At 67.5% G+C, this 23,711-nt stretch carries 19 protein-coding genes; 3 read left to right on the top strand and 16 right to left on the bottom strand.

All coding sequences use genetic code 11. The features are described 5' to 3' along the window. The first annotated feature begins 4 nt into the window (after nt 1-4). Nucleotides 5-2,512 carry a GcvT family protein gene (locus Q9R02_RS11005; protein WP_305996738.1) on the top strand — a complete coding sequence of 836 codons (2,508 nt, stop codon included), beginning with the start codon at nt 5-7 and terminating at the stop codon, nt 2,510-2,512. 430 nt (nt 2,513-2,942) lie between these two features. Here Q9R02_RS11005 and Q9R02_RS11010 read toward each other — a convergent pair whose 3' ends face one another. The 7 genes from Q9R02_RS11010 to Q9R02_RS11040 all read right to left on the bottom strand — a co-directional run bounded on the left by Q9R02_RS11010 (nt 2,943) and on the right by Q9R02_RS11040 (nt 12,296). Continuing rightward, complete coding sequence (locus tag Q9R02_RS11010) at nt 2,943-3,563, bottom strand: MBL fold metallo-hydrolase (RefSeq protein WP_305996739.1); 621 nt, start codon at nt 3,561-3,563, stop codon at nt 2,943-2,945. Continuing rightward, nucleotides 3,563-4,681 carry an S-(hydroxymethyl)mycothiol dehydrogenase gene (locus tag Q9R02_RS11015; protein WP_305996740.1) on the bottom strand — a complete coding sequence of 373 codons (1,119 nt, stop codon included), beginning with the start codon at nt 4,679-4,681 and terminating at the stop codon, nt 3,563-3,565. Before Q9R02_RS11015 ends, Q9R02_RS11010 begins: the two co-directional genes overlap by 1 nt. 18 nt (nt 4,682-4,699) lie before the next feature. Next, nucleotides 4,700-6,379 carry an APC family permease gene (locus tag Q9R02_RS11020; RefSeq protein WP_305996741.1) on the bottom strand — a complete coding sequence of 560 codons (1,680 nt, stop codon included), beginning with the start codon at nt 6,377-6,379 and terminating at the stop codon, nt 4,700-4,702. A 144-nt stretch (nt 6,380-6,523) separates the two neighbouring features. Then, nucleotides 6,524-8,050, bottom strand: a complete 1,527-nt coding sequence (locus Q9R02_RS11025) for an aldehyde dehydrogenase family protein (RefSeq protein ID WP_305996742.1) — start codon at nt 8,048-8,050, stop codon at nt 6,524-6,526. Between the two features lie 4 nt (nt 8,051-8,054). Further along, complete coding sequence (gene betA, locus Q9R02_RS11030; RefSeq protein WP_305996743.1) at nt 8,055-9,761, bottom strand: choline dehydrogenase; 1,707 nt, start codon at nt 9,759-9,761, stop codon at nt 8,055-8,057. Nucleotides 9,762-10,061: 300 nt separating this feature from the next. After that, the gene (locus tag Q9R02_RS11035; protein WP_305996744.1) at nt 10,062-10,646 is read right to left on the bottom strand and encodes a TetR/AcrR family transcriptional regulator; all 585 of its coding nucleotides are present in this window, start codon (nt 10,644-10,646) and stop codon (nt 10,062-10,064) included. Between the two features lie 129 nt (nt 10,647-10,775). Further along, nucleotides 10,776-12,296, bottom strand: coding sequence for a sodium:solute symporter family protein (locus Q9R02_RS11040; RefSeq protein WP_305996745.1), 1,521 nt, complete (start codon nt 12,294-12,296; stop codon nt 10,776-10,778). A gap of 182 nt (nt 12,297-12,478) precedes the next feature. On the opposite strand from Q9R02_RS11040, the gene Q9R02_RS11045 reads away from it, so the two are divergent. Further along, complete coding sequence (locus Q9R02_RS11045) at nt 12,479-14,188, top strand: thiamine pyrophosphate-binding protein (RefSeq protein ID WP_305996746.1); 1,710 nt, start codon at nt 12,479-12,481, stop codon at nt 14,186-14,188. Nucleotides 14,189-14,425: 237 nt separating this feature from the next. Beyond that, on the top strand, nt 14,426-15,277 hold the full coding sequence (locus Q9R02_RS11050; protein ID WP_305996747.1) for a putative endonuclease domain-containing protein: 852 nt from the start codon (nt 14,426-14,428) through the stop codon (nt 15,275-15,277). 80 nt (nt 15,278-15,357) lie between these two features. Here the strand turns inward: Q9R02_RS11050 and Q9R02_RS11055 are convergent, their stop codons facing one another. The 9 genes from Q9R02_RS11055 to Q9R02_RS11095 form a co-directional block, all read right to left on the bottom strand. Beyond that, entirely contained in the window at nt 15,358-15,591 is a 234-nt protein-coding gene (locus Q9R02_RS11055) for a biotin/lipoyl-containing protein (RefSeq protein WP_305996748.1), read from the bottom strand. Further along, nucleotides 15,588-16,688: an alpha-ketoacid dehydrogenase subunit beta gene (locus Q9R02_RS11060; RefSeq protein WP_305996749.1), complete on the bottom strand. Its 1,101-nt coding sequence runs from the start codon at nt 16,686-16,688 to the stop codon at nt 15,588-15,590. The genes Q9R02_RS11055 and Q9R02_RS11060 overlap by 4 nt, the downstream gene beginning before the upstream one ends. A gap of 1 nt (nt 16,689) precedes the next feature. Then, nucleotides 16,690-17,709, bottom strand: coding sequence for a thiamine pyrophosphate-dependent dehydrogenase E1 component subunit alpha (locus Q9R02_RS11065; protein WP_305996750.1), 1,020 nt, complete (start codon nt 17,707-17,709; stop codon nt 16,690-16,692). 124 nt (nt 17,710-17,833) lie between these two features. Then, the gene (locus tag Q9R02_RS11070) at nt 17,834-18,580 is read right to left on the bottom strand and encodes an IclR family transcriptional regulator (protein WP_305996751.1); all 747 of its coding nucleotides are present in this window, start codon (nt 18,578-18,580) and stop codon (nt 17,834-17,836) included. 390 nt (nt 18,581-18,970) lie between these two features. Then, nucleotides 18,971-19,519, bottom strand: a complete 549-nt coding sequence (locus Q9R02_RS11075) for a hypothetical protein (RefSeq protein WP_305996752.1) — start codon at nt 19,517-19,519, stop codon at nt 18,971-18,973. A gap of 167 nt (nt 19,520-19,686) precedes the next feature. Then, nucleotides 19,687-20,511, bottom strand: a complete 825-nt coding sequence (locus Q9R02_RS11080; protein WP_305996753.1) for an alpha-1,2-fucosyltransferase — start codon at nt 20,509-20,511, stop codon at nt 19,687-19,689. 132 nt (nt 20,512-20,643) lie between these two features. Continuing rightward, nucleotides 20,644-21,561, bottom strand: a complete 918-nt coding sequence (gene sucD, locus Q9R02_RS11085) for a succinate--CoA ligase subunit alpha (protein ID WP_305996754.1) — start codon at nt 21,559-21,561, stop codon at nt 20,644-20,646. Nucleotides 21,562-21,585: 24 nt separating this feature from the next. Then, nucleotides 21,586-22,752 (bottom strand): ADP-forming succinate--CoA ligase subunit beta, encoded by a 1,167-nt coding sequence (gene sucC / locus Q9R02_RS11090; protein WP_305996755.1) that lies wholly within the window; start codon nt 22,750-22,752, stop codon nt 21,586-21,588. A gap of 236 nt (nt 22,753-22,988) precedes the next feature. Beyond that, nucleotides 22,989-23,618, bottom strand: a complete 630-nt coding sequence (locus Q9R02_RS11095; RefSeq protein ID WP_305996756.1) for a response regulator transcription factor — start codon at nt 23,616-23,618, stop codon at nt 22,989-22,991. Nucleotides 23,619-23,711: the final 93 nt, after the last annotated feature.

The following is a 23,711-nucleotide window of genomic DNA, read 5'->3' on the forward strand; positions in this document are numbered from 1 at the left end:
GAAGATGAGCACATCACCACGAGTCGTCATCATCGGCGCCGGCATCGTCGGCACCAATCTCGCGGACGAACTGTCCCTTCGCGGGTGGAACAACGTCACCGTCGTGGAGCAGGGCCCCCTGGAGCTGGCGGGCGGTTCGACGTCCCACGCTCCGGGCCTGGTGTTCCAGAACAACGGGTCCCGGACCATGACGCACTTCGCCACCTACACCGTGGAGAAGCTCCTGAGCCTCAGCAAGGACGGCCAGTCCTGCTTCAACCAGGTGGGCGGCCTTGAACTGGCCACGACGCCCGAGCGCCTGAAGGACCTCCACCGCAAGATGGGCCTCATGACGTCCTGGGGCGTGGAGAGCCGGATCATCGACGCGGACGAGTGCGAGAAGCACTATCCTCTGCTGACCACGGGCGCGCTCACCGACGGCCGCGAGATCCTGGGCGGCCTGCTCATTCCGACTGACGGCCTCGCCCTGGCGGCCCGTGCCGTCCAGCTGCTCATCGAACGCTCCGGCGAACGCGGCGTCACGTTCCTGGGCTCCACCACCGTCACCGGCATCGCCCAGGAGGGCGGCAAGGTCACGGGCGTGGAGACGGACAACGGCCTGATCCCGGCGGACATCGTGGTCTCCTGTGCCGGCTTCTGGGGCCGTGAGCTCGGCAAGCTCGTGGGCCTGGAGGTCCCACTCCTGCCGCTCGGGCACCAGTACGCCGTCACCACCCCGCTGCCGGAACTCGAAGGCGTCAACGAGCTCCCCAAGGGTGCCACCAAGCCCATCCTGCGTTACCAGGACAAGGACCTCTACTACCGTGAGTGGGGCAACCGCATCGGCATCGGCAGCTACGCCCATCGCCCCATGCCGGTGGACATGTCCAAGCTGCCGGAGGTCTCCGCCGAGGAGATGTCCGACCACAAGATGCCCTCCCGCCTGGACTTCACCCTGGAGGACTTCCTCCCGGCCTGGGAGGACAGCAAGGACCTGCTCCCGGCCCTGCGGAACGCGGAGATCGAGGACGGCTTCAACGGCATCTTCTCCTTCACCCCGGACGGCGGCCCGCTCATCGGCGAGCACCCGGACCTGACCGGCTTCTTCGTGGCCGAAGCCGTGTGGGTCACCCACTCCGCCGGTGTGGCGAAGGCCGTCGCCGAGCTCCTCATCGAGGGCCGCTCCACCACGGATCTGCACGGCACGGAGCTGACCCGCTTCGAGAAGGTCCAGACCTCGGACGACTACGTCTCGGAGACCTCGCAGCAGAACTTCGTGGAGATCTACGACATCCTGCACCCGCTGCAGCCCAAGGAATCGCCCCGCGATCTGCGCGTGAGCCCGTTCAACGTCCGCCAGAAGGAGCTCGGGGCGTTCTTCCTGGAATCTGCAGCCTGGGAGCGCCCGCACTGGTTCGAGGCCAACCGGGCCCTCCTGGAGGAGCTCCCGGCCGAGTGGCAGGCTCCGGAGCGCGACTCCTGGTCCGCCATGTTCCACTCCCCCATCTCCGCCGCCGAGGCGTGGAAGACGCGCACCGCCGTCGCGCTCTATGACATGACGCCGCTCAAGCGCCTTGAGGTGGTCGGCCCGGGCGCCGAGGCGCTCCTGCACCGCCTGAGCACGGGCAACATCACCAAGAAGCCGGGCGCTGTCACCTACTGCCTGCTGCTGGAGCACGACGGCGGCATCCGCAGTGACGTGACGGTGGCACGCCTCGAGGAAGAGCGCTTCCAGCTGGGCGTCAACAGCAACGTCGACTTCGACTACCTGCGCGTCGAGGCGCGCAAGCAGTCGGCGGAGGACCCGTCGCAGTGGGCCCACGTCTCCGACATCACCGGCAGCACCTGCTGCATCGGCCTCTGGGGGCCTCTGGCCCGCGAGGTCATCGGCAAGGTCACCGGCGACGACCTGAGCAACGACGGCCTGAAGTACTTCCGCGCCAAGGAGATCTCCGTGGGCGGCATCCCGGTCACCGCGATGCGCCTGTCCTACGTCGGTGAACTCGGCTGGGAGCTCTACACGAGCGCCGAGTACGGCCTGAAGCTCTGGGACCTGCTCTTCGAAGCCGGCCAGGAGCACGGCATCATCGCCGCCGGCCGTGGCGCGTTCAACAGCCTGCGCCTGGAGAAGGGCTACCGGCTCTGGGGCACGGACATGAACACCGAGCACCACCCCTACCAGTCCGGCCTGGGCTTCTCCGTGGCCAAGGACAAGGTGGGCTTCGTCGGCGCGGAGGCTCTCGCGGAGCGCAAGGAGCAGCCGGCGGGCAAGGTGCTGCGGTGCCTGACGCTCGACGACGGCACGTCCGTGGTGCTGGGCAAGGAACCGGTGTACGTCGACGGCGAAGCCGCCGGTTACGTCACCAGTGCGGCGTACGGCTTCTCCATCCACCGCCCGATCGCCTACGCCTGGCTGCCGGACTCCCTCGGCGTCGGTGACGCCGTGGAGATCGAATACTTCGGCCGCCGCCTGCCGGCGACGGTCACGGCGGAGCCGCTGTACGACCCGGCCATGGAGCGCATCCGCGGCTGATACCCGCAGGGCCTCAAGCCCGCCCCGTCACGGGATTCCGTGACGGGGCGGGCTTTTGCGTGTCCAAGGGCTTCTCAGTGTCCGGGTGCTTTTCCGTGTCCGTGCCTTCCGCGTGCCACGGGCTTGCCTGTGGCCGGGCTTGGACGGGCCTTCCGGGTCGTGGACCTCCTCCTGGCCGTCGTGGCCCAGGGCACCGCGAGGCCGGCCGCAGGACGCACCGCAGACGAGTGAGGCGCCCCGAAGTGGGGTCTGCCGCCCAAGGGCTCCAGACGTCCGCCGTGGAGCATGCCGGCAGCGGCCTCAAGCGGTCCGTCACAGCGCTCCCGCGGCCTGGACGCCGCTCCCCGGAGCCCCCGGGGCCTTCAGCTGGGCACACGGAAATGCCCGGCTGGAACATCCAGCCGGGCATTTCCGGTCATACCAGTGGGGGTCAGGCTGTCACGGCCGCGAGGGCCTCCGCCTCCGCGCCGATCGTCGTGTCAGGGCCGTGGCCCGTGCGGACCACGGTCTCGGGAGGCAAGGTCAGCAGACGCTCCCGGATCGAGGCCAGGATGGTGGGCCGGCTGCTGAAGGACCGCCCTGTGGCACCGGGGCCTCCCTGGAACAGCGTGTCACCGGTGAAGACGGTTCCTTCGCTCTCCAGGTGGAAGCACGTGGAGCCGGGCGAATGACCCGGGGTGTGGATCGCCTTCAGGACGGTCCCGGCCACCGTGAACTCCTGGCCGTCGGCCAGGAAACGGTCGGGTTCCGTGCCGGGATGCGTGAGCTGCCACAGCTCCAGATCGGCCGGGTGCAAGTGCACCAAGGAACCCACACGGGCCGCAAGCTCCCGCGCCACCGTGATGTGGTCGTCGTGGGCGTGCGTGAGGAGCACCGCCAGAACCTTCCGGTCCCCGACCTGCTCCACGATCGTGGCGACGTCGTGCGGGGCGTCGATGATGACGCACTCGCTCTCGTCCCCCACGATCCAGACGTTGTTGTCCACGTCCCACGTGCCGCCGTCCAGTGAGAACGTCCCGGACGTCACGCGGTTCTCAATGATGACCGGCATCAGGCGCCGGCCTCCACGAGCTCGTCCGCGGACACGAGTTCCACGACGGAGCGCAGCACGGTCCCCTGGTGCATCTTGTGGAACGCCTCCTCGATCTGCTCGAGGGAGATCCGCTCGGAGACGAAGGCATCCAGGTCCAGCCGGCCCTGCTTGTAGAGGTCCACCAGCATGGGGAAGTCGCGGCTCGGCAGGCAGTCGCCGTACCAGGAGGACTTCAGGGAACCACCACGGCCGAACACGTCCAGCAACGGCAGCTCCAGCGTCATCTCCGGAGTCGGGACACCGACCAGAACCACGCGTCCGGCCAGGTCACGGGCGTAGAAGGCCTGCTTGTAGGTCTCCGGGCGGCCCACGGCGTCGATCACGACGTCGGCGCCGAAGCCTCCGGTCAGCGCACGGATCGCCTCCACGGCGTCCTCTGCGGAGGAGTCGACGCCGTGCGTGGCGCCCAGCGAGAGCGCCATTGCGACCTTCCGAGGGTCGATGTCGACGGCAATGACCGTCGTCGCGCCCGCCAGCTTCGCGCCGGCGATCGCGGCGATGCCGACGCCGCCGCAGCCGATCACGGCCACGGACTCGCCGCGCTTGACCTCACCCGTGTTGATGGCGGCACCGAGGCCGGCCATCACGCCGCAGCCGAGGAGACCGACGGCGGCCGGGTCGGCGTCGTCGTCGATCACGGTGCACTGCCCGGCGGCGACGAGGGTCTTCTCCGCAAACGCGCCGATACCCAGCGCGGGCGTGAGCACCGTGCCGTCCTCGAGCGTCATCTTCTGCGTGGCGTTGTGCGTGGCGAAGCAGTACTGCGGCTGGCCCTTCTTGCAGGCGCGGCAGTTGCCGCACACGGCACGCCAGTTCAGGATCACCCGGTCGCCCGGCGCCACCTCGGTGACGCCCGGGCCGACCGCGCTGACCACGCCGGTGGCCTCATGGCCCAGCAGGATCGGGAAGTCGTCCGTGATACCGCCCAGCTTGTAGTGCAGATCCGTGTGGCAGACTCCGCAGGTGAGGATGTCGACCAGTGCCTCCCCCGGTCCCGGATCCGGCACCAGGATCGTCTCCACGGACACCGGGGCGTTCTTCTCCCGGGCGACGACCGCCCGAACCTTGTGAACCATGTGTGCTGAATTCCTTTCCTAGGAGACGGGGACGCCCTGCTGTTCGGCGGCCTCATGAGGGCACCGGACCTGCGTGGCGCCGTTCAGTGCAGGGACGCCGTGGTGGCGGCGATCGTGGATAGGGCACGGAGGCAGTTCCGCCTCCGATTCGTCCTCCACCGGCTCCGCGGTGGCCGAGACCGCCGCGTGCTCGGCCAGGACGCCCGTCTGGTGACGGATCTTGGTGCGGTAGAGCACGGCACCGGCCACCACGACAGCGCCGACGAACATGACGCCGCCCCATTGCAGGTACCACTCGAAGGGCGGGACGGAGTTGTAGATCTCCTGGCGCGGCCAGATGAGGTTCAGGGTCATCGCACCGCCCCAGAGGACGGCCATGATGTTCACCGGCAGTCCCCACTTGCCGAGGCTGAAGCCCACCTCGGAGCCGTCGTCCTTCAGCGGCCACTTCTTCAGGAAGCGGCGCCGCAGCATCGGCACGGTGACCAGCAGATAGGAGAGGTAGATCAGCACGATGCTGATGCTGGAGAGAATGGTGAAGATGGCCGGCTGGGTGATGTTGACCAGCAGCGGGATGATGGCCAGCACACCGATGACGATCGCCGCCACGGTGGGCGTCTTGCGGCCGGGGTGGACCTTGCTGAGCTGCCGGCTGAAGGGCAGGTTGTTGTCACGGGCCATGGCGAACATCATGCGGATGGCTGCGGCGTGCACGGCGAGCGTGCAGACGACGACGGCCACCACGATGCAGGCCAGGAACGCCTTGCCGAACGGGCCGCCCAGGACGGAGAGCACGATGTACTGGAGGCCGCCGTCGGCCTCGCCGATCTTGGGGTCGTTCAGGTTCGGTGCCGCGAGGATGCCGCCGAAGAGCAGCAGGCCGCCGAGCAGGAAGGACGCGGTGACGGCACGCAGAATGGCCTTGGGCGCCGTCTTCTTGGGGTCCTTGGTCTCCTCGCCCAGGGAGGACGCGGTGTCGAAGCCGTACATGACGTAACCGGAAGCCATCGCGGCGATCAGGAACACGCCCAGGAAGCCACCGGGCTTGTCCTGGCCGAATCCGGAGATGTTGAAGAGGACCTGGGGAGGGTTGGTCATGTTCCAGAACAGGGCCAGCACCAGCAGTGCGGCCGCGATGAGTTCGACGAACACACCGATGCTGTTGATCTTGGTCATGAGTTTCACGCCGAACGCGTTGATCAGCGTGGAGATGGTGATCATGATGGCCGCCAGGACCACGCCGTTGATGGCGAAGTCATACGGGCCTGAACCGTCACCGACGAATTGGAAGCCGCTCCAGAGCTGCGGCAGCGTGATCTGCAGGGCGAGCGCCACGGATCCCAGCGCCATGATAGAGGAGATCAGCAGGAGCCAGCCGGCCAGCCAGGCCGGGGTTCCCGAACTGAGCCGCTTGGCCCAGTTGTAGACCGACCCGGCCACCGGATACCGGCCGGCCAGTTCGGCGAAGCAGAGTGCCACCATGAACTGGCCCACGAAGACGATGGGCCAGGACCAGGCGTAGGCCGGTCCGGCGGTGGAGAAGCCGAAGTAGAACAATTGGAAGACGCCGGTGAGGATGGAGATGTAGCTGACGCCGGCGGCGAAACTTGCAAACTTTCCGATGCTGCGGTCGAGAGTCTGGGCATAGCCGAACTCATCCATTCCGCTGGCATCGGTGGTCTTTCGGGTTTCTGACATCCGAAACTCCTCTGTCGAATAGCACGATGGTGAGCGCCTGGCCCCCGGAGGATGTCCGTGGAGAGGGCCGGCGAGACCGTCCGGGCGTGCCGCGTTGCACGCCCGGACGGTGTCCCTCTGTGAATGGTGCTTGCCTGGGCCGGCCTAGCCTTCGGAGGGCAGGCCGGAGGCGGGCTGACCGAACCAGCCGCTGGGAGCGGGCTGGATGTTCTGCCAGATGTGCTTGGCCTCACGGTATTCATTGAGGCCGGCGCTGCCGAGTTCACGGCCGATGCCGGACTTGCCGAAACCGCCCCACTCCGCCTGCGGAACATACGGGTGGTAGTCGTTGATCCACACCGTTCCGTGCCGGAGGCCGCCGGCGACGCGCTGTGCCTTCGATGCGTCCGAGGTCCAGACCGCACCCGCCAGGCCGTACTCGGTGTCGTTGGCGATGGCGATGGCCTCTTCCTCGGTCCGGAAGGTCTCCACCGTCAGCACGGGGCCGAAGGACTCCTCCTTCAGCACGCTCATGCCGGAGCGGCAATTGCCGAGCACTGTGGGCGGGTAGAAGAAACCGTCGGCGAGCAGTCCGTCGTCGGGGATGTAGCCACCGCACAGCAGCTCGGCGCCCTCCGCGATGCCGGCCTGCACGTAGGCGTGGACCTGCTCGCGGTGCTTTGCAGAGATGAGAGGACCCGTTTCCGCATCGGAATCGAAGGGGCCACCCATGCGGATCTTCTGCGCCCGCTCCACGACTTCGGCGACGAAGCGCTCAGCGATGGTCTCCTCGACAACCAGCCGGGCACCGGCGGAGCAGACCTGACCGGAGTGCAGGAAGACCGCGGTCAGCGCATTGTCGACGGCGCTGTCCCAGTCGGCGTCGGCGAAGACGACGTTCGGGTTCTTTCCTCCGAGTTCGAAGGCGACGCGCTTCACGGTCTCCGAGGCGGCGGCCATGATGGTCTGGCCGGTGGCCAGGCTACCGGTCATGGAGACCAGATCCACCCGCGGGTCCGAGCTCAGCGTCGGGCCCACCTTCGATCCGCGTCCCGTGACCAGGTTGGCGACGCCGGCCGGGACACCGGCCTCGGCGAGCGTCTCCATGAGCAGGATGGACGTCGACGGCGTGAGCTCGCTGGGCTTGAGCACGAAGGAGTTGCCCGCGACGAGTGCCGGCGCAACCTTCCAGGCGGCCTGGAGGAGCGGGTAGTTCCACGGTGCGATGAGGGAGCACACGCCGAGCGGTTCGTAGACCACGCGGCTGATGGCGTTCGGCCGGCCGGTGTCGATGACCCGGCCCGCGTCGAGGCCCGCGACCTTGCCGTAGTAGCGGAAGCATGCGGCGATGTCGTCGATGTCGTATTCGGACTCGACGAGCCGCTTGCCGGTGTCGAGCGACTCGGCCCGGGCGTAGATCGCCTTGTCCCGTTCGAGGAGCTCCGCGACGCGCAGCATGACCGCGCCTCGCTCGAGGTCCGTCAGCCGGCGCCAAGGGCCGTCGTCGAACGCGGCCCGGGCGCTGGCGATCGCCCGCTCCGCGTCCTCGACGGTGGAGGAGGCGACGACGGCCACCTCGCGGCCGTCCGCCGGACAGCGCACCACGGTGGTGCCGCCGTCGGAGGCCTCCTGCCAGGCGCCGTCGATGAAGATGCCGCGCACGGTCTTGGTCTCGGATTCAGTGACGGTCATCGTCTCAGCCCTTCAATGCCTGGCCGTTGGCGGACGTGTCGCGCTCGAGCGGGGAGATGCCGTGGCGGTAGAACTCGGTGTGCTGCGCGGCGAGCGTGCCCTTACCCATGATGAGGTCGGAGGCCCGCTCGGCCAGCATCATGACCGGGGCGTAGATGTTGCCGTTGGTCACGTACGGCATGGCGGAGGCATCCACCACGCGCAGGCCCTTGGTGCCGTGCACGCCCATGGTGAGCGGGTCGACGACGGCCATCGGGTCCGAAGCCGGGCCCATCTTGGCGGTGCAGGAGGGGTGCAGGGCCGTCTCGGCGTCCTTGGCCACCCAGTCCAGGATCTCCTGATCCGTCTGGACGCGGGCACCGGGAGAGATCTCGCCGCCGTTGTACGGCGCCATGGCGGACTGGCCCAGGATGTCCCGGGAGATCCGCACGGCCTCGACCCACTCGCGGCGGTCCTGGTCCGTGGAAAGGTAGTTGAAGACCATGGACGGGTGCACGGTGGGGTCCGAGGACTTGATCTTGAGGCTGCCGCGGGCGTCGGAGTACATCGGGCCGATGTGGACCTGGTAACCGTGCTTGGCGTCCGCCTTCTGGCCGTCGTAGCGGACGGCAACGGGCAGGAAGTGGAACATGAGGTTCGGGTAGGCCACGTCCTCGTTGGAGCGGACGAAGCCGCCGCCTTCGAAGTGGTTGGTCGCGGCGGGGCCCTTGCGGCCGAACAGCCACTGCATGCCGATGAACGGCATACGCCACACGTCGAGGGCCGGCTGCATGGAGACCGGCTGGGTGCAGGCGTGCTGGATGTAGACCTCCAGGTGGTCCTGCAGGTTCTCGCCGACGCCGGGCAGGTTGACCACGGACTTGATGCCGAAGTTGCGCAGGTGCTGCGCGTCGCCCACACCGGAGAGCTGGAGCAGCTGCGGGGTGTTGATGGCGCCGCCGCACAGGATGACCTCGCCTGCGTTGACCGTGTGGGTCTGGCCATTGCGGCGGTAGGTGACGCCCGTGGCCGTCTCTCCGGAGAAGTTGACCTTGGTCACGAAGGCGCGGGTCAGGACGGTGAGGTTGCTGCGGCTCTTGTTCGGGCGGAGATAGGCACGGGAGGCGGAGAGGCGCTGGCCCTTGTGGACGTTGCGGTCGAAGGGGGCGAAACCCTCCTGGCGGTAGCCGTTGACGTCATCCGTGAGCGGGAAGCCGGCCTGCTGCGCGGCCTGGAAGAAGGCGCCGAAGAGCGGGTTGGTTGCCGGGCCACGCTCCAGGACCAGGGGGCCGTCGTGGCCGCGGAACTCATCGTCCGGGTCCGCGGCCAGGGTGTTCTCCATGCGGCGGAAGTACGGGAGGCAGTGGGCGAAGTCCCAGCTCTCCATGCCGGCGTCGGCGCCCCAGCGCTCGTAGTCCATGGGGTTGCCGCGCTGGAAGATCATGCCGTTGATGGAGCTCGAGCCGCCCAGGACCTTGCCACGGGCGTGGGCCACACGGCGGCCGTCCATGTACGGCTCCGGGTCCGACTCGTAGCGCCAGTCGTAGAACGGGTTGCCGCTGGGGAAGGTCAGCGCCGCGGGCATCTGGATGAACAGATCCCAGGGGAAGTCGCTGCGGCCCGCCTCGAGGACCAGCACGCTGCGAGTGCCGCCCTGGCTCAGACGATTGGCCAGCACGGAGCCGGCGCTTCCCCCGCCTACGATGACGTAGTCGTAGCTGCTGTTGCTCATGAAGTCTCCTTGTACCTCGGTCGGATGCGGCCTGGAACAGACACCGCGGACCATGCCATGGCATAGGCCGCAGGTCCAGGCGCCGCATCTCCGCGGGACCCCACCGGTGTGGCGCAGGTCATATTTTCGAGGTTAGCGGAGCTTGAACAAACGTTCAAGACCTAGTTTGGACATTTGTTCAAACGTGAGCCCGCTCTCAGCCACTGAGTCCCGGGCTGACGGCGGACGGGACTGTTTCCGGGCGCGCTGAAACCAGGCCGTCACAATGCCGTCATGTGGAACAGCAGCCGGCCGGGACCGCTACGTGGCGAAGGCGATCTCCTCGGTGCGGAGGATGCTCCGTTCGATGGATGACTTGTCGATGCCCAGAAGGGAGGTCAGCCACATGCCGTTCTGCACCACCACGATGTCCGCGGCACGGTTCTTGCACTCTTCAGGAGAGAGCTCCGGCCGGGCGTTGGAGATCAGTGCCGCCACCCCGTCGAGGTACTGGTCGAACGCCTCATCGTTGATCGCGGCGAATTCCGCGTCCGCCTGCGCGAGCGCCCAGAGGTGGAGACGCAGGGACAAGTACTGGGTGGTCAGGATCTCCGGCGCCGCCACCCGCCTCAGCGCATCACGGAGCTGCTGATCAGGGAGGGCGTCCGGGTCAGGGGCGACGAGCCGCAGGTCGCTCTCACCGATCCGGCTCAGGACGGCCCGGATGAGGCTCGGCTTGTCCGCGTAGTAGTAGTTGACGAGTCCGAGCGCGACGCCGGCCTCACTCGCCACCGCCCGCATGTTGACGCCCGAGATGCCGCGGCGCGACAGGAGTTCCAGCACCGCATCCAAGATGCGGGACTGCCTGTCCACCTGATGCCCGGCGTTCACTGTCCTGGTTTCCACTCCGTCAGACTATGGCGAAAGCGCCGCAAGCCGCATCCGCCCTGCGCGAACACGCCTCCACCTGCGACGACGGCGCGGCCGCCTTCCGTACGGAAGGCGGCCGCGCCGTCGTCGTTGATTCAGTCCGCGTCAGTGGGCGGGGACGTCCACCTCATCCTCGGCGTGGGCGCCGGCCAGGCGCTCGGTCCAAGCGGCCATGACCTTGGCGTCCGTGGCCGGGGTCAAGAGGGAGACCACCAGGTAGACCACGGCGGAGGAGATCAGGCCGTAGTAGATGGGTTCGTTGGCGTAGACGCCGTCCAGCGGGACTTTGGCGTTGATCTCCAGGACGATCATGGTGCCGAGGGTGACCACGGTGCCCACCGCCATGGAGGCCGCGGCGCCGAGGCCCGTACCGCGCTTCCAGATCAGACCGCCCAGGATGGCGACCAGCAGGCCGCCCACCAGGATGTCGTAGGCGATGGTCAGGGCGGCGACCACGTCCTTGACCAGGATGGCCAGGATGATGGCGACGACGCCCAGGCCCAGGACCCAGAGGCGGTTCTCCTTGACGTCCTCTTCCGGGTTGCGGTCGTGCTGGATCGCCACGTTCTTGCCGAACCAGCCCGCCACGAACGGAACCACGTCGGTGCGGGCCACCGTGGCGGCAGCGATCAGGGCGCCGGAGGCGGTGGACATCATGGCGGCCACGGCCGCGGCGAGCACCAGGCCGCCGATGGCGACCGGCAGGATGTGGGTGGCGACCTCCGCGTAGACGACGTCCTTGCCGAGGTTCTTCACGTCGATGTTCGGGAGGGCCACGTGGGCGGCCATGCCGATCACGGCGCCGGCCAGGCCGTAGAGCACGCAGTACACGCCGGCGGTGGTGCCGCCCCAGCGGGCGACGGTGGGGGTCTTGGCGGTGAAGACGCGCTGCCAGATGTCCTGGCCGATCAGCAGGCCGAGGGTGTACACGACGAAGTAGGTGATGATCGTCTGGACACCGATGCCGTCCCACTGGAAGAAGGAGGCGTCCACGCGCTGCTTGATGCCGTCCAAACCACCCGCGGCATTGAGGGCGAAGGGCAGCATGAGGAAGAAGACACCGATGGTCTTGATGAAGAACTGGACCTGGTCGGCCAGGGTGATGGACCACATGCCGCCGATGGTCGAGTAGATCAGCACGATCGCACCGCCGATGGCGATGGCGACCCAGCGCTCCCAGCCGAAGAGGACCACGAAGATGGTGGCGTAGGCGCTGGTGGAGGTGGCGCAGAGCATGAGCGTGTAGGCCAGCATGACGATGCCGGAGGTCTGCGTGGCACGGGTGCCGTAGCGCAGCGTGAGCATCTGGGAGACCGTGTAGATCCGCAGCTTCTGGATCATGCCGGCGAAGAGGAGGCTGAGCAGCAGCACGCCGATGCCGATGGCCACCACGAGCCACATGCCGGAGATGCCGAACTTGTAGCCCAGGCCCACTCCGCCCACCGTGGAGGCGCCGCCGAGGACCACGGCCGCCATGGTGCCCGTGTAGAGCATGGGGCCGAGGCGGCGGCCGGCCACCAGGAAGTCGCTATTGTTCTTGGTCCGCGATTTGCCCCAGAACCCGAAGGCCAGCATGGCCACGAGGTAGAGGATCACGATCCCCGAATTGATGATGTTTCCGTCCATGGTGTCCCCTGATCGACTCCGGTAATGCATGTCACGACCGCGCGTGACGACTGACACAAGGTTAGGTTTCCTACGCTTGAAAAGTCAACAAATAAGCAATATCGGGTGCATATTGGAAAACTCCTGGGTAGCATGGATGTTGCTCAGGTCACGGTGACGGAGCGCGGCACGAAGGGGAGAACATGAGCGTGGAACAGGACATCGCAGCAGTTCAGACGGCAGTTCGCAATGGTGGCGACCTGGTCGTGGAGACCCTGCAGGCGCTCGGTGCGCGCACGGTGTTCGGCATCCCCGGCCAGCACGCCCTGGGACTCTTCGACGCCATGGGCCGCGGCCGTCTGCACTTCGTCTCCAGCCGCATCGAGAACAACTCCGCGTTCGCCGCGGACGGCTACTCCCGCGCCACCGGAGCGCCCGGCGTCCTCTTCCTCTCCACCGGTCCCGGAGCCCTGACCTCGCTGTCCGGGCTGCAGGAGGCCTACGCCACCGGCGTGCCCGTGGTGGTGGTCGCCAGCCAGATCCCGGCCGCGGGTCTGGGCGCGCGGCGCCGGGGCATGCTGCACCAGCTCGACGAGCAGCGGCTGGCCGCCTCCCAGGTCACCAAGTCCCAGCGCACCATCCAGCACGCCGCAGCCATCCCTTCGGCCTTGCGCGAGGCCTGGACCGAAGCTATCACCGCCCCGCAGGGCCCCGTCTGGGTGGAGGTCCCGCAGGACATCCTTCTGGCGCCGGTCGACGTCCCGCCGGTTCAGGACGTGACGGCCGCGATCCCCGCCGTGCCCGCCCGCGCCGAGCTCGTGGAGGAGGCCGCCCGGCTCCTGGCCGGATCGAAGCGGCCCCTCGTGATCGCGGGCGGCGGGGTGCGCCGCGGAGGTGCCGAGGAGGCGCTCCTCAGCCTCGCCGAGGCGCTGGACGCGCCCGTGATCTGCACCCCGGGCGGCAACGGCGCCTTCCCCTGGGAGCACACCCTGTCCCTGCAGTCCTGGATCGAAGACGTGCACATGAGTGAACTCGCCGAGGACGCGGACGTGCTCCTGGCCGTGGGCACTTCGCTCGGCGAGGTCACCTCCAACTACTTCACGCTCGCTCCGCGCGGCCGCCTCATCCAGGTGGACGCGGAAGCCCGCGTCCTGGAGTCCAACCACCCCGCGCTCGGCATTCACGCCGACGCCGGCCTCGCCCTCCCGGCGCTGCACGCCGCCGTCGTACGCCGCCTTGAGGAGAACGACGGCGCGGCCCGCGACTGGCACGGCGCCTCGCCGCGCGAAGTGGTCGCCACCGCCCTTCAGACGGTCCGCGAGCGCCTGGCCGGGCAGGGTCTGGAGCACGAACTCGGCTTCATGGCGGCGATCCGCTCGGCCGTGCCGGATGGCATGCAGACCTTCTGGGACATGACCATCTCCGCGTACTGGGGCTGGAGCTGCTGGGATTCCCGGTCAGGGCAGTTCCACTCGGCCCAGGGCGCGGGCGGGATCGGCTGGGCGTTCGGGGCGGCGATCGGCGGGGCGCAGGGGCTCGGGACGGACGGCTCCGGCGAGCGCGTCCTGGCCGTGTCCGGCGACGGCTGCTCGATGTACTCGATCTCCGAGCTCGCCACGGCGCGGCAGCACGGCACGCCGGTCACCTGGCTGATCGTGGACGACGGCGGCTACGGCATCCTGCGTGAGTACATGGAGGGCTCCTTCGGCAAAGCCACGGCCACCGAACTGACCCGGCCGGACTTCGTGAAGCTGGCGGAGTCCTTCGGGGTCCCGGCCCGTCGCGTCTCCGCGGACGACGTGGAGGGCGCCCTCCGGGACGCGTTCGCCGCGGAGGGGCCGAACGTCGTCGTCGTGGAGACGAAGCTGCGCATGTTCGCCCCGACCCACCTGGACCGCCCTGTCACTCTCTGACCCCCGCGTTGCCTGTGCAGACGTGGTCGTTTTTCGGCCGTCAGATCGACAATGTCTGCACAGGCAACGACAGGGAACCGACAAGCCTGAGGACGGCTGAACCTGCGGCTCCTCCACATGGCGCCGGTTGTTCCGGTACATGCAAGCTGGCTCTGGTGTCGTGGGTGTATGAAGACTCTACTGACCGGACAGTTCTCCATGAGGTCATTCACCACCAGGGAAGCCATGGACGCCGGAATGACACGAGGACGGCTCCGTGGCGGGGATCTGGAGAAGGTCTCCCGCGGTATCCGACGTCCCCTGGGCAAGGAGCTGGAGCGTGTGCTGGCGCTGCGGGGCTATACGGACCTCGATGACCAATCCGTGATCTCAGACGTGACCGCCGCGTCCGTGGGCGGGATCCCGCTTCCTGCGGACGTTGACGAACTCATTCACGTGTCGAGGGACAGCGACAGGCCTCAGGCCCGACGCGCAGGGGTGGTGGGTCATCGGACGGTCCTGTTTCCTGATGAGGTGGTCATGCTCCACGGGCTGCGGATCACCAGCCCTGCCCGGACCTGGCTGGACTTGGCCCGGACTTTGACACTCTGGGATCTGGTGGTGGCAGGAGACCATCTGGTCAATGAACACGGTCCGGATCATCCATTTCCGAAAGTGCCCATCTGCACCGTGGATGACCTGCAGTCCGTCCTTCGGAGACACGGAAAGAAGCAAGGGATCGTCAAGGCCCGCGCCGCCCTTGAACTCATCAGGGTCGGAGCCGATTCGCCCCGTGAAACCAAAGCGAGGCTTCTTCTCAGGCGTCATGGACTGCCGGAACCCGAACTCAACATCGTGCTCTATGACCGGAACGGGCGCGCTGTGGTCTGGCCTGACCTCGGGTATCGAAATGCGCGGATCAGCATCCAGTACGACGGCGAGGTCCACGGGGAGGGCAAAAAGTACCTTCGGGACATCGAACGGGAGGTACGGACCAGGGAACTCGGCTGGGAACAGGTCAGGGTCGGGTCCAGGGATCTGGAGGGCCGTCAGCCTCGGATCGTCCAGCGAGTGGAGGCTGCCTTGCGCCGGGCCGACGCCCTGCTCTGACGCCCGCTGCCTGTGCAGATGTGGTCGCTATTCCAGCCGAAACGCAACCACGTCTGCACAGGCAACGGGGAGGAGGTGAGTCAGCCGATGGTGGCGATCACGCTGCCCTCAGCGGCCTCCGCCTCCTCGGCGACCAGCTGGGTCAGGATGCCGGAGGCGGGAGCCAGCACTTCGGCGTCGACCTTCTCCACCGCGACGTCGGCGATCAGCTGACCTGCCGTGACCGGCTCGCCCGTGCCGACGTACCAGGTGGCGACGACGCCGGCCGCCCCGCCGTCGCCGCTCAGCTGCGGGAAGAGGACCTCGGCGCTCATGCGCCCACCGCCGCGCGGACGGCCGCCTCGATGCGGGCGTGCGTGGGCAGGACCGCGTATTCGAGTTCCCGCGCGTACGGGATGGGGACGTCCGGGACGCAGACCCGGGAGAACGCGGCACCGCGGGCGTCCGGGGATTCCAGCAGCGTGGCCGCGATCTCGCCGGAGAGGCCGAAGGACTGGTAGTCCTCATCCACCACGATCACGCGCCCGGTCTTCGCCGCGGAGGCCACGATCGCCTCACGGTCCAGCGGGACCACGCTGCGCAGGTCCAGGACCTCCACGCTGATCCCCTCCCCCGCCAGCTGTTCGGCGACGTCCAGGCTGTGGTGCACGGACAGGGACAGCGTGACGATGGTGACGTCGGTGCCAGCCCGGGCCACACGGGCCTTGCCGATCGGGACCAGGTAGTCTTCCTCCGGCACGGCACCGATGGACCGCTTGTTCTTGGCCATCCACGGCAGGCCCATGACGCCCTTGTGGAACATGTATACCACGGGGTCATCCGAGGCGATGGCGGCGGTCATGAGACCCTTCGCGTCGTATGGGTTGGACGGGACCACCACCTTCATTCCGGGCAGGTGTGCGAACGTCCCCCACAGTGACTGCGAGTGCTGCGCACCGTCCGAGTAGCCGCCACCGGTGGCCGTCATGAGCACCATGGGGACGCGGACGTTGCCGCCGGATTCGTAATGGATCTTGGCCATGTGGTTGTAGATCTGGTCCATGCAGACGCCGAAGAAGTCCACGAACATCAGCTCCACCACGGGCCGCATGCCCTCCACGGCGGCGCCGATGCCCATGCCGATGAACGCCGTCTCGGAGATGGGGGTGTCGATCACGCGCTGGGCGCCGAAACGGTCCAGCAGGCCCGTGGTGGAGGAGAAGATGCCGCCGTAGGCCCCCACGTCCTCCCCCATCACGAAGACCTCCGGGTTCTGCTCCATCTGGGAGCCGATGGCCTCCTGGATGGCCTTGGCGGTGTTCAGTCGGCGGGTTCCGGGGTCCGGTTCCACGGGAAACGACGACGGCGCGGCGGCCGCGCGCTGCTCCTCGGCAGGCGTCTGTCCACTGGGGTTCACTGCGGTGGCGGTCATGTCAGGCACCTTCCACGAAGACGTAACGGAGGGCTTCCTCCGGCTGGGGTGTGGGTGAGTTCTTGGCGAAGCCGATGGCGGCGTCCACCCGCGCGACGGCTTCCTCCTTCAGTGCTGCGGCGTCCTCGTCGCTGAGGACACCGTCCGCCACCAAGCGAGCCTGGTAGGCGGGGATGGGGTCGTGCTCGTTCACGGTGGAGAGTTCCGGCCGGTACCCCTGAGCGTCCCCCTCGAAATGGCCCCAGAGGCGAAGAGTGTGGATCTCCAGCAGCGTGGGCCCGTCGCCCGACCGGGCCCGTGCGACGGCTTCCGCGGCGGCGGCGTGGATCGCTTCGACGTCGTTCCCCTCCACCCTGATTCCCGGCATGCCGTAGGCGGCGGCGCGGTCGGCGTTGGAGGCGATCGCCGTGGACGCGGCGCGTGGCACGGAGATGCCCCAGTCGTTGTCCTCGACCACGAACACCACGGGGAGCTTCCAGAGGGCGGCGAGGTTGAGGGATTCGTGGAAGGCGCCCTGATTCGCGGCGCCCTCACCGGTCACCGCGACGGCGATCCGGTCGGTCTGCCGCCGCTGGAAGGCGAAGGCCTGGCCCAGGGCCGGTGGGTAGCCTTCGGCGATGATTCCGGAGCAGGAGAAATGGGTGTCCGGGTCGAAGAGGTGCATGTGCCCGCCGCGGCCCTTGCCGAGGCCCGTCTCCCGGCCGAAGATCTCCGCTGCCAGCCTGTCCAGGTCCATGCCGTGGGCGATGGCCATGTGGTGCGGGCGGTGCGTGGCGGTGACGGCGTCGTCCCGGGTCAGGTGGGCGCAGATTCCGGCCGCCACGGGCTCCTGACCTGCGGAAAGGTGCATCTCGCCGGGGATCAGGCCCGCCCCGATGTCCCAGGCCGGGGCCTTGTCCGCGTGGTAGTCGCGGAGGATGGCCTCCTCGAAGGAGCGGATCAGATGCATGGTGCGCAGGAGCTCGCGGCGCTCCTGCACGGTGAGGCTCGAAGCGCTCACCGCGGTGTCCTGAACGGTCATGGTTCCTCCAACACTCTCCCCGGGCGACGGTGCCCGGGCTGCTGATGGACCCACTGTAGGAACGGAGGCCCCCGTGTCGGCAGGGCCGGTATTTCAGATGGTGAACTCGTGCGGCGAGCGCCGCTCAGGCGCCCAGGTGCAGGGCGAGACTCTGGGCGTGACGGGTCAGGCTCCCGGCCAGCACAGCCGGGGAGGTGCGGGAATCGGCCGGGATGGAGACGGCCAGGGATCCGGTGAAGCCACGGGCCAGGACGGGCACGGCGATGCAGCGGTGGCCCAGGGAGTACTCCTGCTCTTCGACACTCACGGCCGGGGACAGGGAGGCCCGCCGTTCCAGTTCCCGGGTGGTGTGGACCGTGAACGGGGTGAGCTGCACGGGCGGGTGCCGGTCCAGGTAGTCCTTGCGGCCCGACAGCGGCAGGGCGGCCAGGATCTGCTTGCCGAATGCGGTGGCGTGGGCGCTTTCCTGTACGCCCACCCAGAGGTCGACGCGCGGGGCGCGGGGACCGTCCACGATGTCCAGGATGTCGATCTCGCCGTCCTCGAAGCAGCTGAGATAGGCGGCGGCGTTGAGCTCGTTGCGCAGGCCGGTCAGTGCGGCGCGGACGCGTGCCAGCCGGGCGCCGGGCTGCGCGGCGGACTGGCTCGGGTGGCCGGCTCCCAGGACGAATCCGTCCGGCTCCTGGGCCACGTAACCTTCGTGGACCAGGGTCCGCAGCAGGTTGTAGGTGGTCCCGAGGGAGAGGCCCAGGGCGCGGGCCAGGTGCTTGGCGGGCAGTGGGCGGGAGGACGCCCCGATGGCGTCCACGAGTTCCAGGGCGCGCACTACCGAGCCGATCAGCGTGGGCTTGGCGGCGCCGTCGTTCTCCATGAATCCCCCTCAGTGCTGCCCGGAGGCCGGCGCGTGAGCCGCGTCACATCCATGGTAGCCCGGCGGCTGCCGGCCCGGCCCTCCCCCGCCCGTTAACGCCGTCGGCCCCGGGGATGGGCGGCGACTGTTTGTGACCACAGCAGGCCGCGTCCGGGGCTGACGACGGGGTTTGGGTAGTAAAGGGAAGGGCTGGCTCGATCGGCATCACGCTCCTGGTGCGGAATCCTTCCGGGCCGGGTGGCCCGATACATTCCACTCTCCCCCGCCAAGTTGGGATCTGGCTTGCGGAGCGCTGGGCTGCAGCTGTGAATCGCCGGCTCAAAGGAACGACGGCGGGGCGCCGGCCCCCCCGGGCACCCCGCCGTCGTCGTCGATGGAAGAGAGACGCTGTCAGTCTCGGTGGCCCGCGCCGCCCAGCAGGCCGAGGCCGTCGGCCTTGAGGACGGCGTCCTCCTCGGCCTGGGTCAGCTTCCCGCTTGCGACGGCGGCGTCCAGCTCCTTCTTCAGTGCGGCGGTCCGTTGCGCCTGATGATCGCTCCGGATGGACGCGAAGGCGTCGTTCACCTTCGATTCGCTCACGCCCAGGCTGGACGCGAGCGACTTCACGAGGGCGTCCTGGCGGGCCGTCCGCTCGGCCTTGCGGGCGGCGGCGTTCTCCGCTTTCTCCTCGGCACCCTTGTCACGGGGATTCGCCTGGCGGAAGGACTTCAGTGCCGCTTCCACCTTGTTTTGCTCGATGCCCAGCTTGGCGGCCAGCTCCTGGGCCAGGTTCTCCTGGCCGTGCTTGCCCGTCGGCTGGGCGGTCACGGCAGCGGCCGGCGTCGCGCGCTGAGCGACGGCGGCCGTGCTCGCAATGGCCGTTCCGGCCAGGCCGGTGACGGCTCCGAGCGCGAGCGCTCCGCCGGTGACTCCGAGAATGAGTTTCTTCGTGATGGCCATAGATGATCCTCCTAGCGTCGGCCGTCACTGCGGGCGTCCCCGTACGACGGCGGGTGGCCGGTCGGACTGACCGGTCACCCTCTACAGTGAGCCTCAGCTTTGGGTGAGTGCTGTCTCGTGGCTGACGGGACCCTGGGAGTCCGTGAGGGCCGCTTCAGCGCCCGGACTCACTCAGAGATCAGGCCCCAGCCGCCGGGAATGTCCCTGATGATCGTCCACTCCGGCTTGTACTCCTGTCCTTCGCCTCCGTTAATGCCTCGCGCAAAAATCCATGGGGCGTATACCTGCCGTCCGGGATGCAATTCGTCACCGATGTACCCACCCCACATGGAGAACGTGGAATTTGGGATTATCAGACGCTCCGCATGAATCAGGGCCTGGAGATCCCCGATCGGGTCCTTCGGCGGACGATATGAAACCGGCGCAGTCGCCCCGAGAATTCCGTGGAGATTCTCGCGACACCATCCAGGATCGTCTGACACCACCAGAATAGAGGAGGGCAGCCAGCCATCGTCCATTGCCGTCGCGACCGCAGTAGAAACGTAGGCCGGAATATTGATGCCAAAAGTCTGACGATTCTGCTCTACCGAGTAGTAGTCGCCCCGGCGCACATTGACGACAAGCTGACCTTGGCGCCCACTGCCGCCATCATGGAGGGGTGACCCTGGCAACAGTTGTTCGCGCACAAACACCGACAGTTGAGACCAGTCGATTTCCCTGCTCCCTCCCCCGGACCACGGCATGACCCGCTGATCCATGAAACGAACCCGGCTCTCGGCCAGCAGATACCGTTCGCTGAACAATGGAAACAAATCGAGCAGGTCATGGCCAGGATGGCGCAGTACTTTCCGGCCAGCAGACTTATGCGCCCACAACCCCAGCATCAGATAATTTCCAAGGTTCATCCATGGCGCGGTCCACGCAATCTCCCGGCCATTCCTTCGAATTGCTTCGAGCGTCACTGACTTCAAATCGCGCATGCTACGGAACACGCGATGATTGTATCGAGGTTCCGCCCCCGGGAGAACCACCTGTCGGTCAGGCCGGGCCAAATTGGGATGACTTTAATGCAGACTGCCCGCCGGGAAAAATCCCGGCGGGCAGTCTGCGTGAAAGAGACGAACTCAGAGCGCCGCGAAGACCTCGCGCAGCAGCTTGGCGGTCTCGGACGGGGTCTTGCCGACCTTCACGCCCGCGGCCTCGAGGGCCTCCTTCTTAGCCTGGGCCGTGCCCGCGGAGCCGGAGACGATGGCGCCTGCGTGGCCCATGGTCTTGCCCTCGGGAGCGGTGAAGCCGGCCACGTAGCCGACAACCGGCTTGGTGACGTTGGCCTTGATGAAGTCCGCGGCACGCTCCTCGGCGTCGCCACCGATCTCACCGATCATGACGATCGCCTTGGTCTCCGGGTCAGCCTCGAAGGCAGCCAGAGCATCGATGTGGGTGGTGCCGATGACCGGGTCGCCGCCGATGCCGATGGCCGTGGAGAAGCCCAGGTCACGCAGTTCGAACATCATCTGGTAGGTCAGGGTGCCGGACTTGGAAACCAGGCCGATCGGGCCCTTGCCCGTGATGTTGGCGGGGGTGATGCCCACCAGCGCCTCGCCCGGGGTGATGATGCCGGGGCAGTTCGGGCCGATGATGCGGCTGATCTGCTGCCCGTTGGCGTCCACCTTCGACTGGGCCAGGGCCCAGAACTCTGCGGAGTCCTGCACGGGCACACCTTCGGTGATGACCACGATCAGGCCGATCTCGGCCTCGATGGCCTCGACCACGGCGTCCTTGGTGAATGCCGGCGGCACGAAGACGATCGAAACGTCGGCGCCGGTCTCCGCCATGGCTTCCTTGACGGTGCCGTAGACGGGGAGCTCGACGGCGGAACCGTCATTCGCGTGGTGGCGCACGGTGGTGCCGGCCTTGCGGGCGTTCACACCGCCGACCACGTTGGTGCCGGCCTTGAGCATCAGGGCGGTGTGCTTGGTGCCTTCGCCGCCGGTGATGCCCTGGACGATGACCTTGGAGTCCTTGTTCAGGTAGATAGACATGTTTTTACCTCTGTTATCCGTCGCTTAGCGGGCGTTGGCGAGCTCGGCGGCCTTGTCGGCGCCCTCGTCCATGGTGGCGGCGAGGGTCACCAGCGGGTGGTTGGCCTCGTTGAGGATGCGGCGGCCTTCCTCCACGTTGTTGCCGTCCAGGCGCACCACGAGGGGCTTGTTGGCGGAGGAGCCGAGCTCTGCGAGAGCGCCGACGATGCCCTTGGCCACGGCGTCACAGGCGGTGATGCCGCCGAAGACGTTCACGAACACGCTCTTGACCTGCTCGTCACCCAGGATGACGTCCAGACCGGCCGCCATGACCTCGGCGGAGGCGCCGCCTCCGATGTCCAGGAAGTTGGCAGGCTTGACGCCGCCGTGGTTCTCACCGGCGTAGGCGACCACGTCCAGGGTGGACATGACCAGGCCGGCGCCGTTACCGATCACGCCGACCTCGCCGTCGAGCTTGACGTAGTTGAGGTCCGAGGCCTTCGCCTTGGCCTCGAGCGGGTCAGCGGCGTCCTTGTCCTCGAGATCCTCGTGGGCCGTGTGGCGGAAGCCCGCGTTCTCGTCCAGGGAGACCTTGCCGTCCAGGGCGACGATGTCGCCGGCGCCGGTGCGGACCAGCGGGTTGACCTCTACCAGGGTGGCGTCCTCGCCCTTGAAGACATCCCACAGTTTGATGAGGACGGCGGCGACCTTAGCGCGGAGTTCCTCCGGGAAGCCGGCTTCGGCCACGATCTCATCGGCCTTGTCCTGGTCGATGCCGATGGCCGGGTCGACGGCCACCTTGGCGAGGGCCTCGGGGCGTTCGACGGCGAGCTGCTCGATCTCCATGCCGCCCTCCACCGAGCACATGGCCAGGTAGTTGCGGTTGGCGCGGTCCAGCAGGATGGAGAAGTAGAACTCCTCGGCGATGTCCGCGCCCTGCGCGATCATGACCTTCTTGACGGTGTGGCCCTTGATGTCCATGCCCAGAATGTCGGTGGCGTACTGGAACGCCTCATCGGCGGTCTTGGCGACCTTCACGCCGCCGGCCTTGCCGCGGCCTCCCACCTTGACCTGTGCCTTGACGACGGTGACGCCGCCGATCTTCTCAGCAGCAGCCTTCGCTTCTTCGGGGGTGGTCGCAACAATGCCGGCCAGCACGGGTACGCCGTGTGCCTCAAACATGTCGCGAGCCTGGTATTCAAACAGGTCCACGGTTCGGTGTCCTTCTACGTCGAGGTAGGTTTGCAGGCGCCTCCCCCGACGGATGTTGCCACCCATCCGCAGGAGGTGCTCCACTGAGGAACTTTAGCCCTGCCCGGGGCGGCGCCCCTCTCAGACTACCCGTTTCGTGACTAAGGGCACATTTCTATGATTTGTAGAACTCTGCTCATTTTTGTTATGCGCGCACGAGGTGAACGCAACGCCCCAGTTCAGCCCCGTGGACACGATCAGCGGTTCTCCTCGAACCCGTTCTCCGGCGGCAGCCAGCCTTCCTGGCTGAGCATCTCGCGCAGCGCGAGCTTACCCGTGCGGCTGCCCCGGATCCCCAGCTTCCGGCGGACCGACGCCAGATGCTTCTTGACACTGTCCACCGAGATCCTCAGCTCACGGCCCGTGCGCTCCATACTCTGGCCTTCCCCTACGAGATAGAGGGAGATCACCTGGTGCTCTCTCGGCGTCAGCCGCACACCGCCTGCCGAAAGCGCCTGTTCCATCTCCGCGGTCATGTAGCGCCGGCCCTGTGCGGCCAGGCGGACGGCGGCGGCCACGTCCCGTGCGCTGGAGGTCTTGGGCAGGAAGGAAAGGGCTCCGGCGTCGATGGCCTCACGGATCAGAGGGCCCCCCGAGAGGGAGCTGAAAATGACCACCTGCGATCCGCTGTCCAGAACGCTGCGGATCTTCTCCCGCAGGGGCACGTCGTCGCCCAGCAGGACGTCCAGGAGAACGACGTCGGCCAGGGCGCCGCGGTGCGCCGCCAGCTCGTCCCAGGAGCCATATCTCCCCATCACCCGGATGCCGTGTCCGCCGCCGTTGAGCCAAGCCGCCAGGCCCTCTCTCAGCACGGCATGGTCTTCCACGATGTCCACCTCGATCGAGGGAATGAAATCGTTACTTGAACCGGTCAAAAGGACGTGTCTTTCGGGAGAAAAATGTCTGGCTTCAGGGCTTAT

The sequence above is a fragment of the Arthrobacter horti genome (genome assembly GCF_030731045.1).
GTDB lineage: Bacteria > Actinomycetota > Actinomycetes > Actinomycetales > Micrococcaceae > Arthrobacter_E > Arthrobacter_E nanjingensis.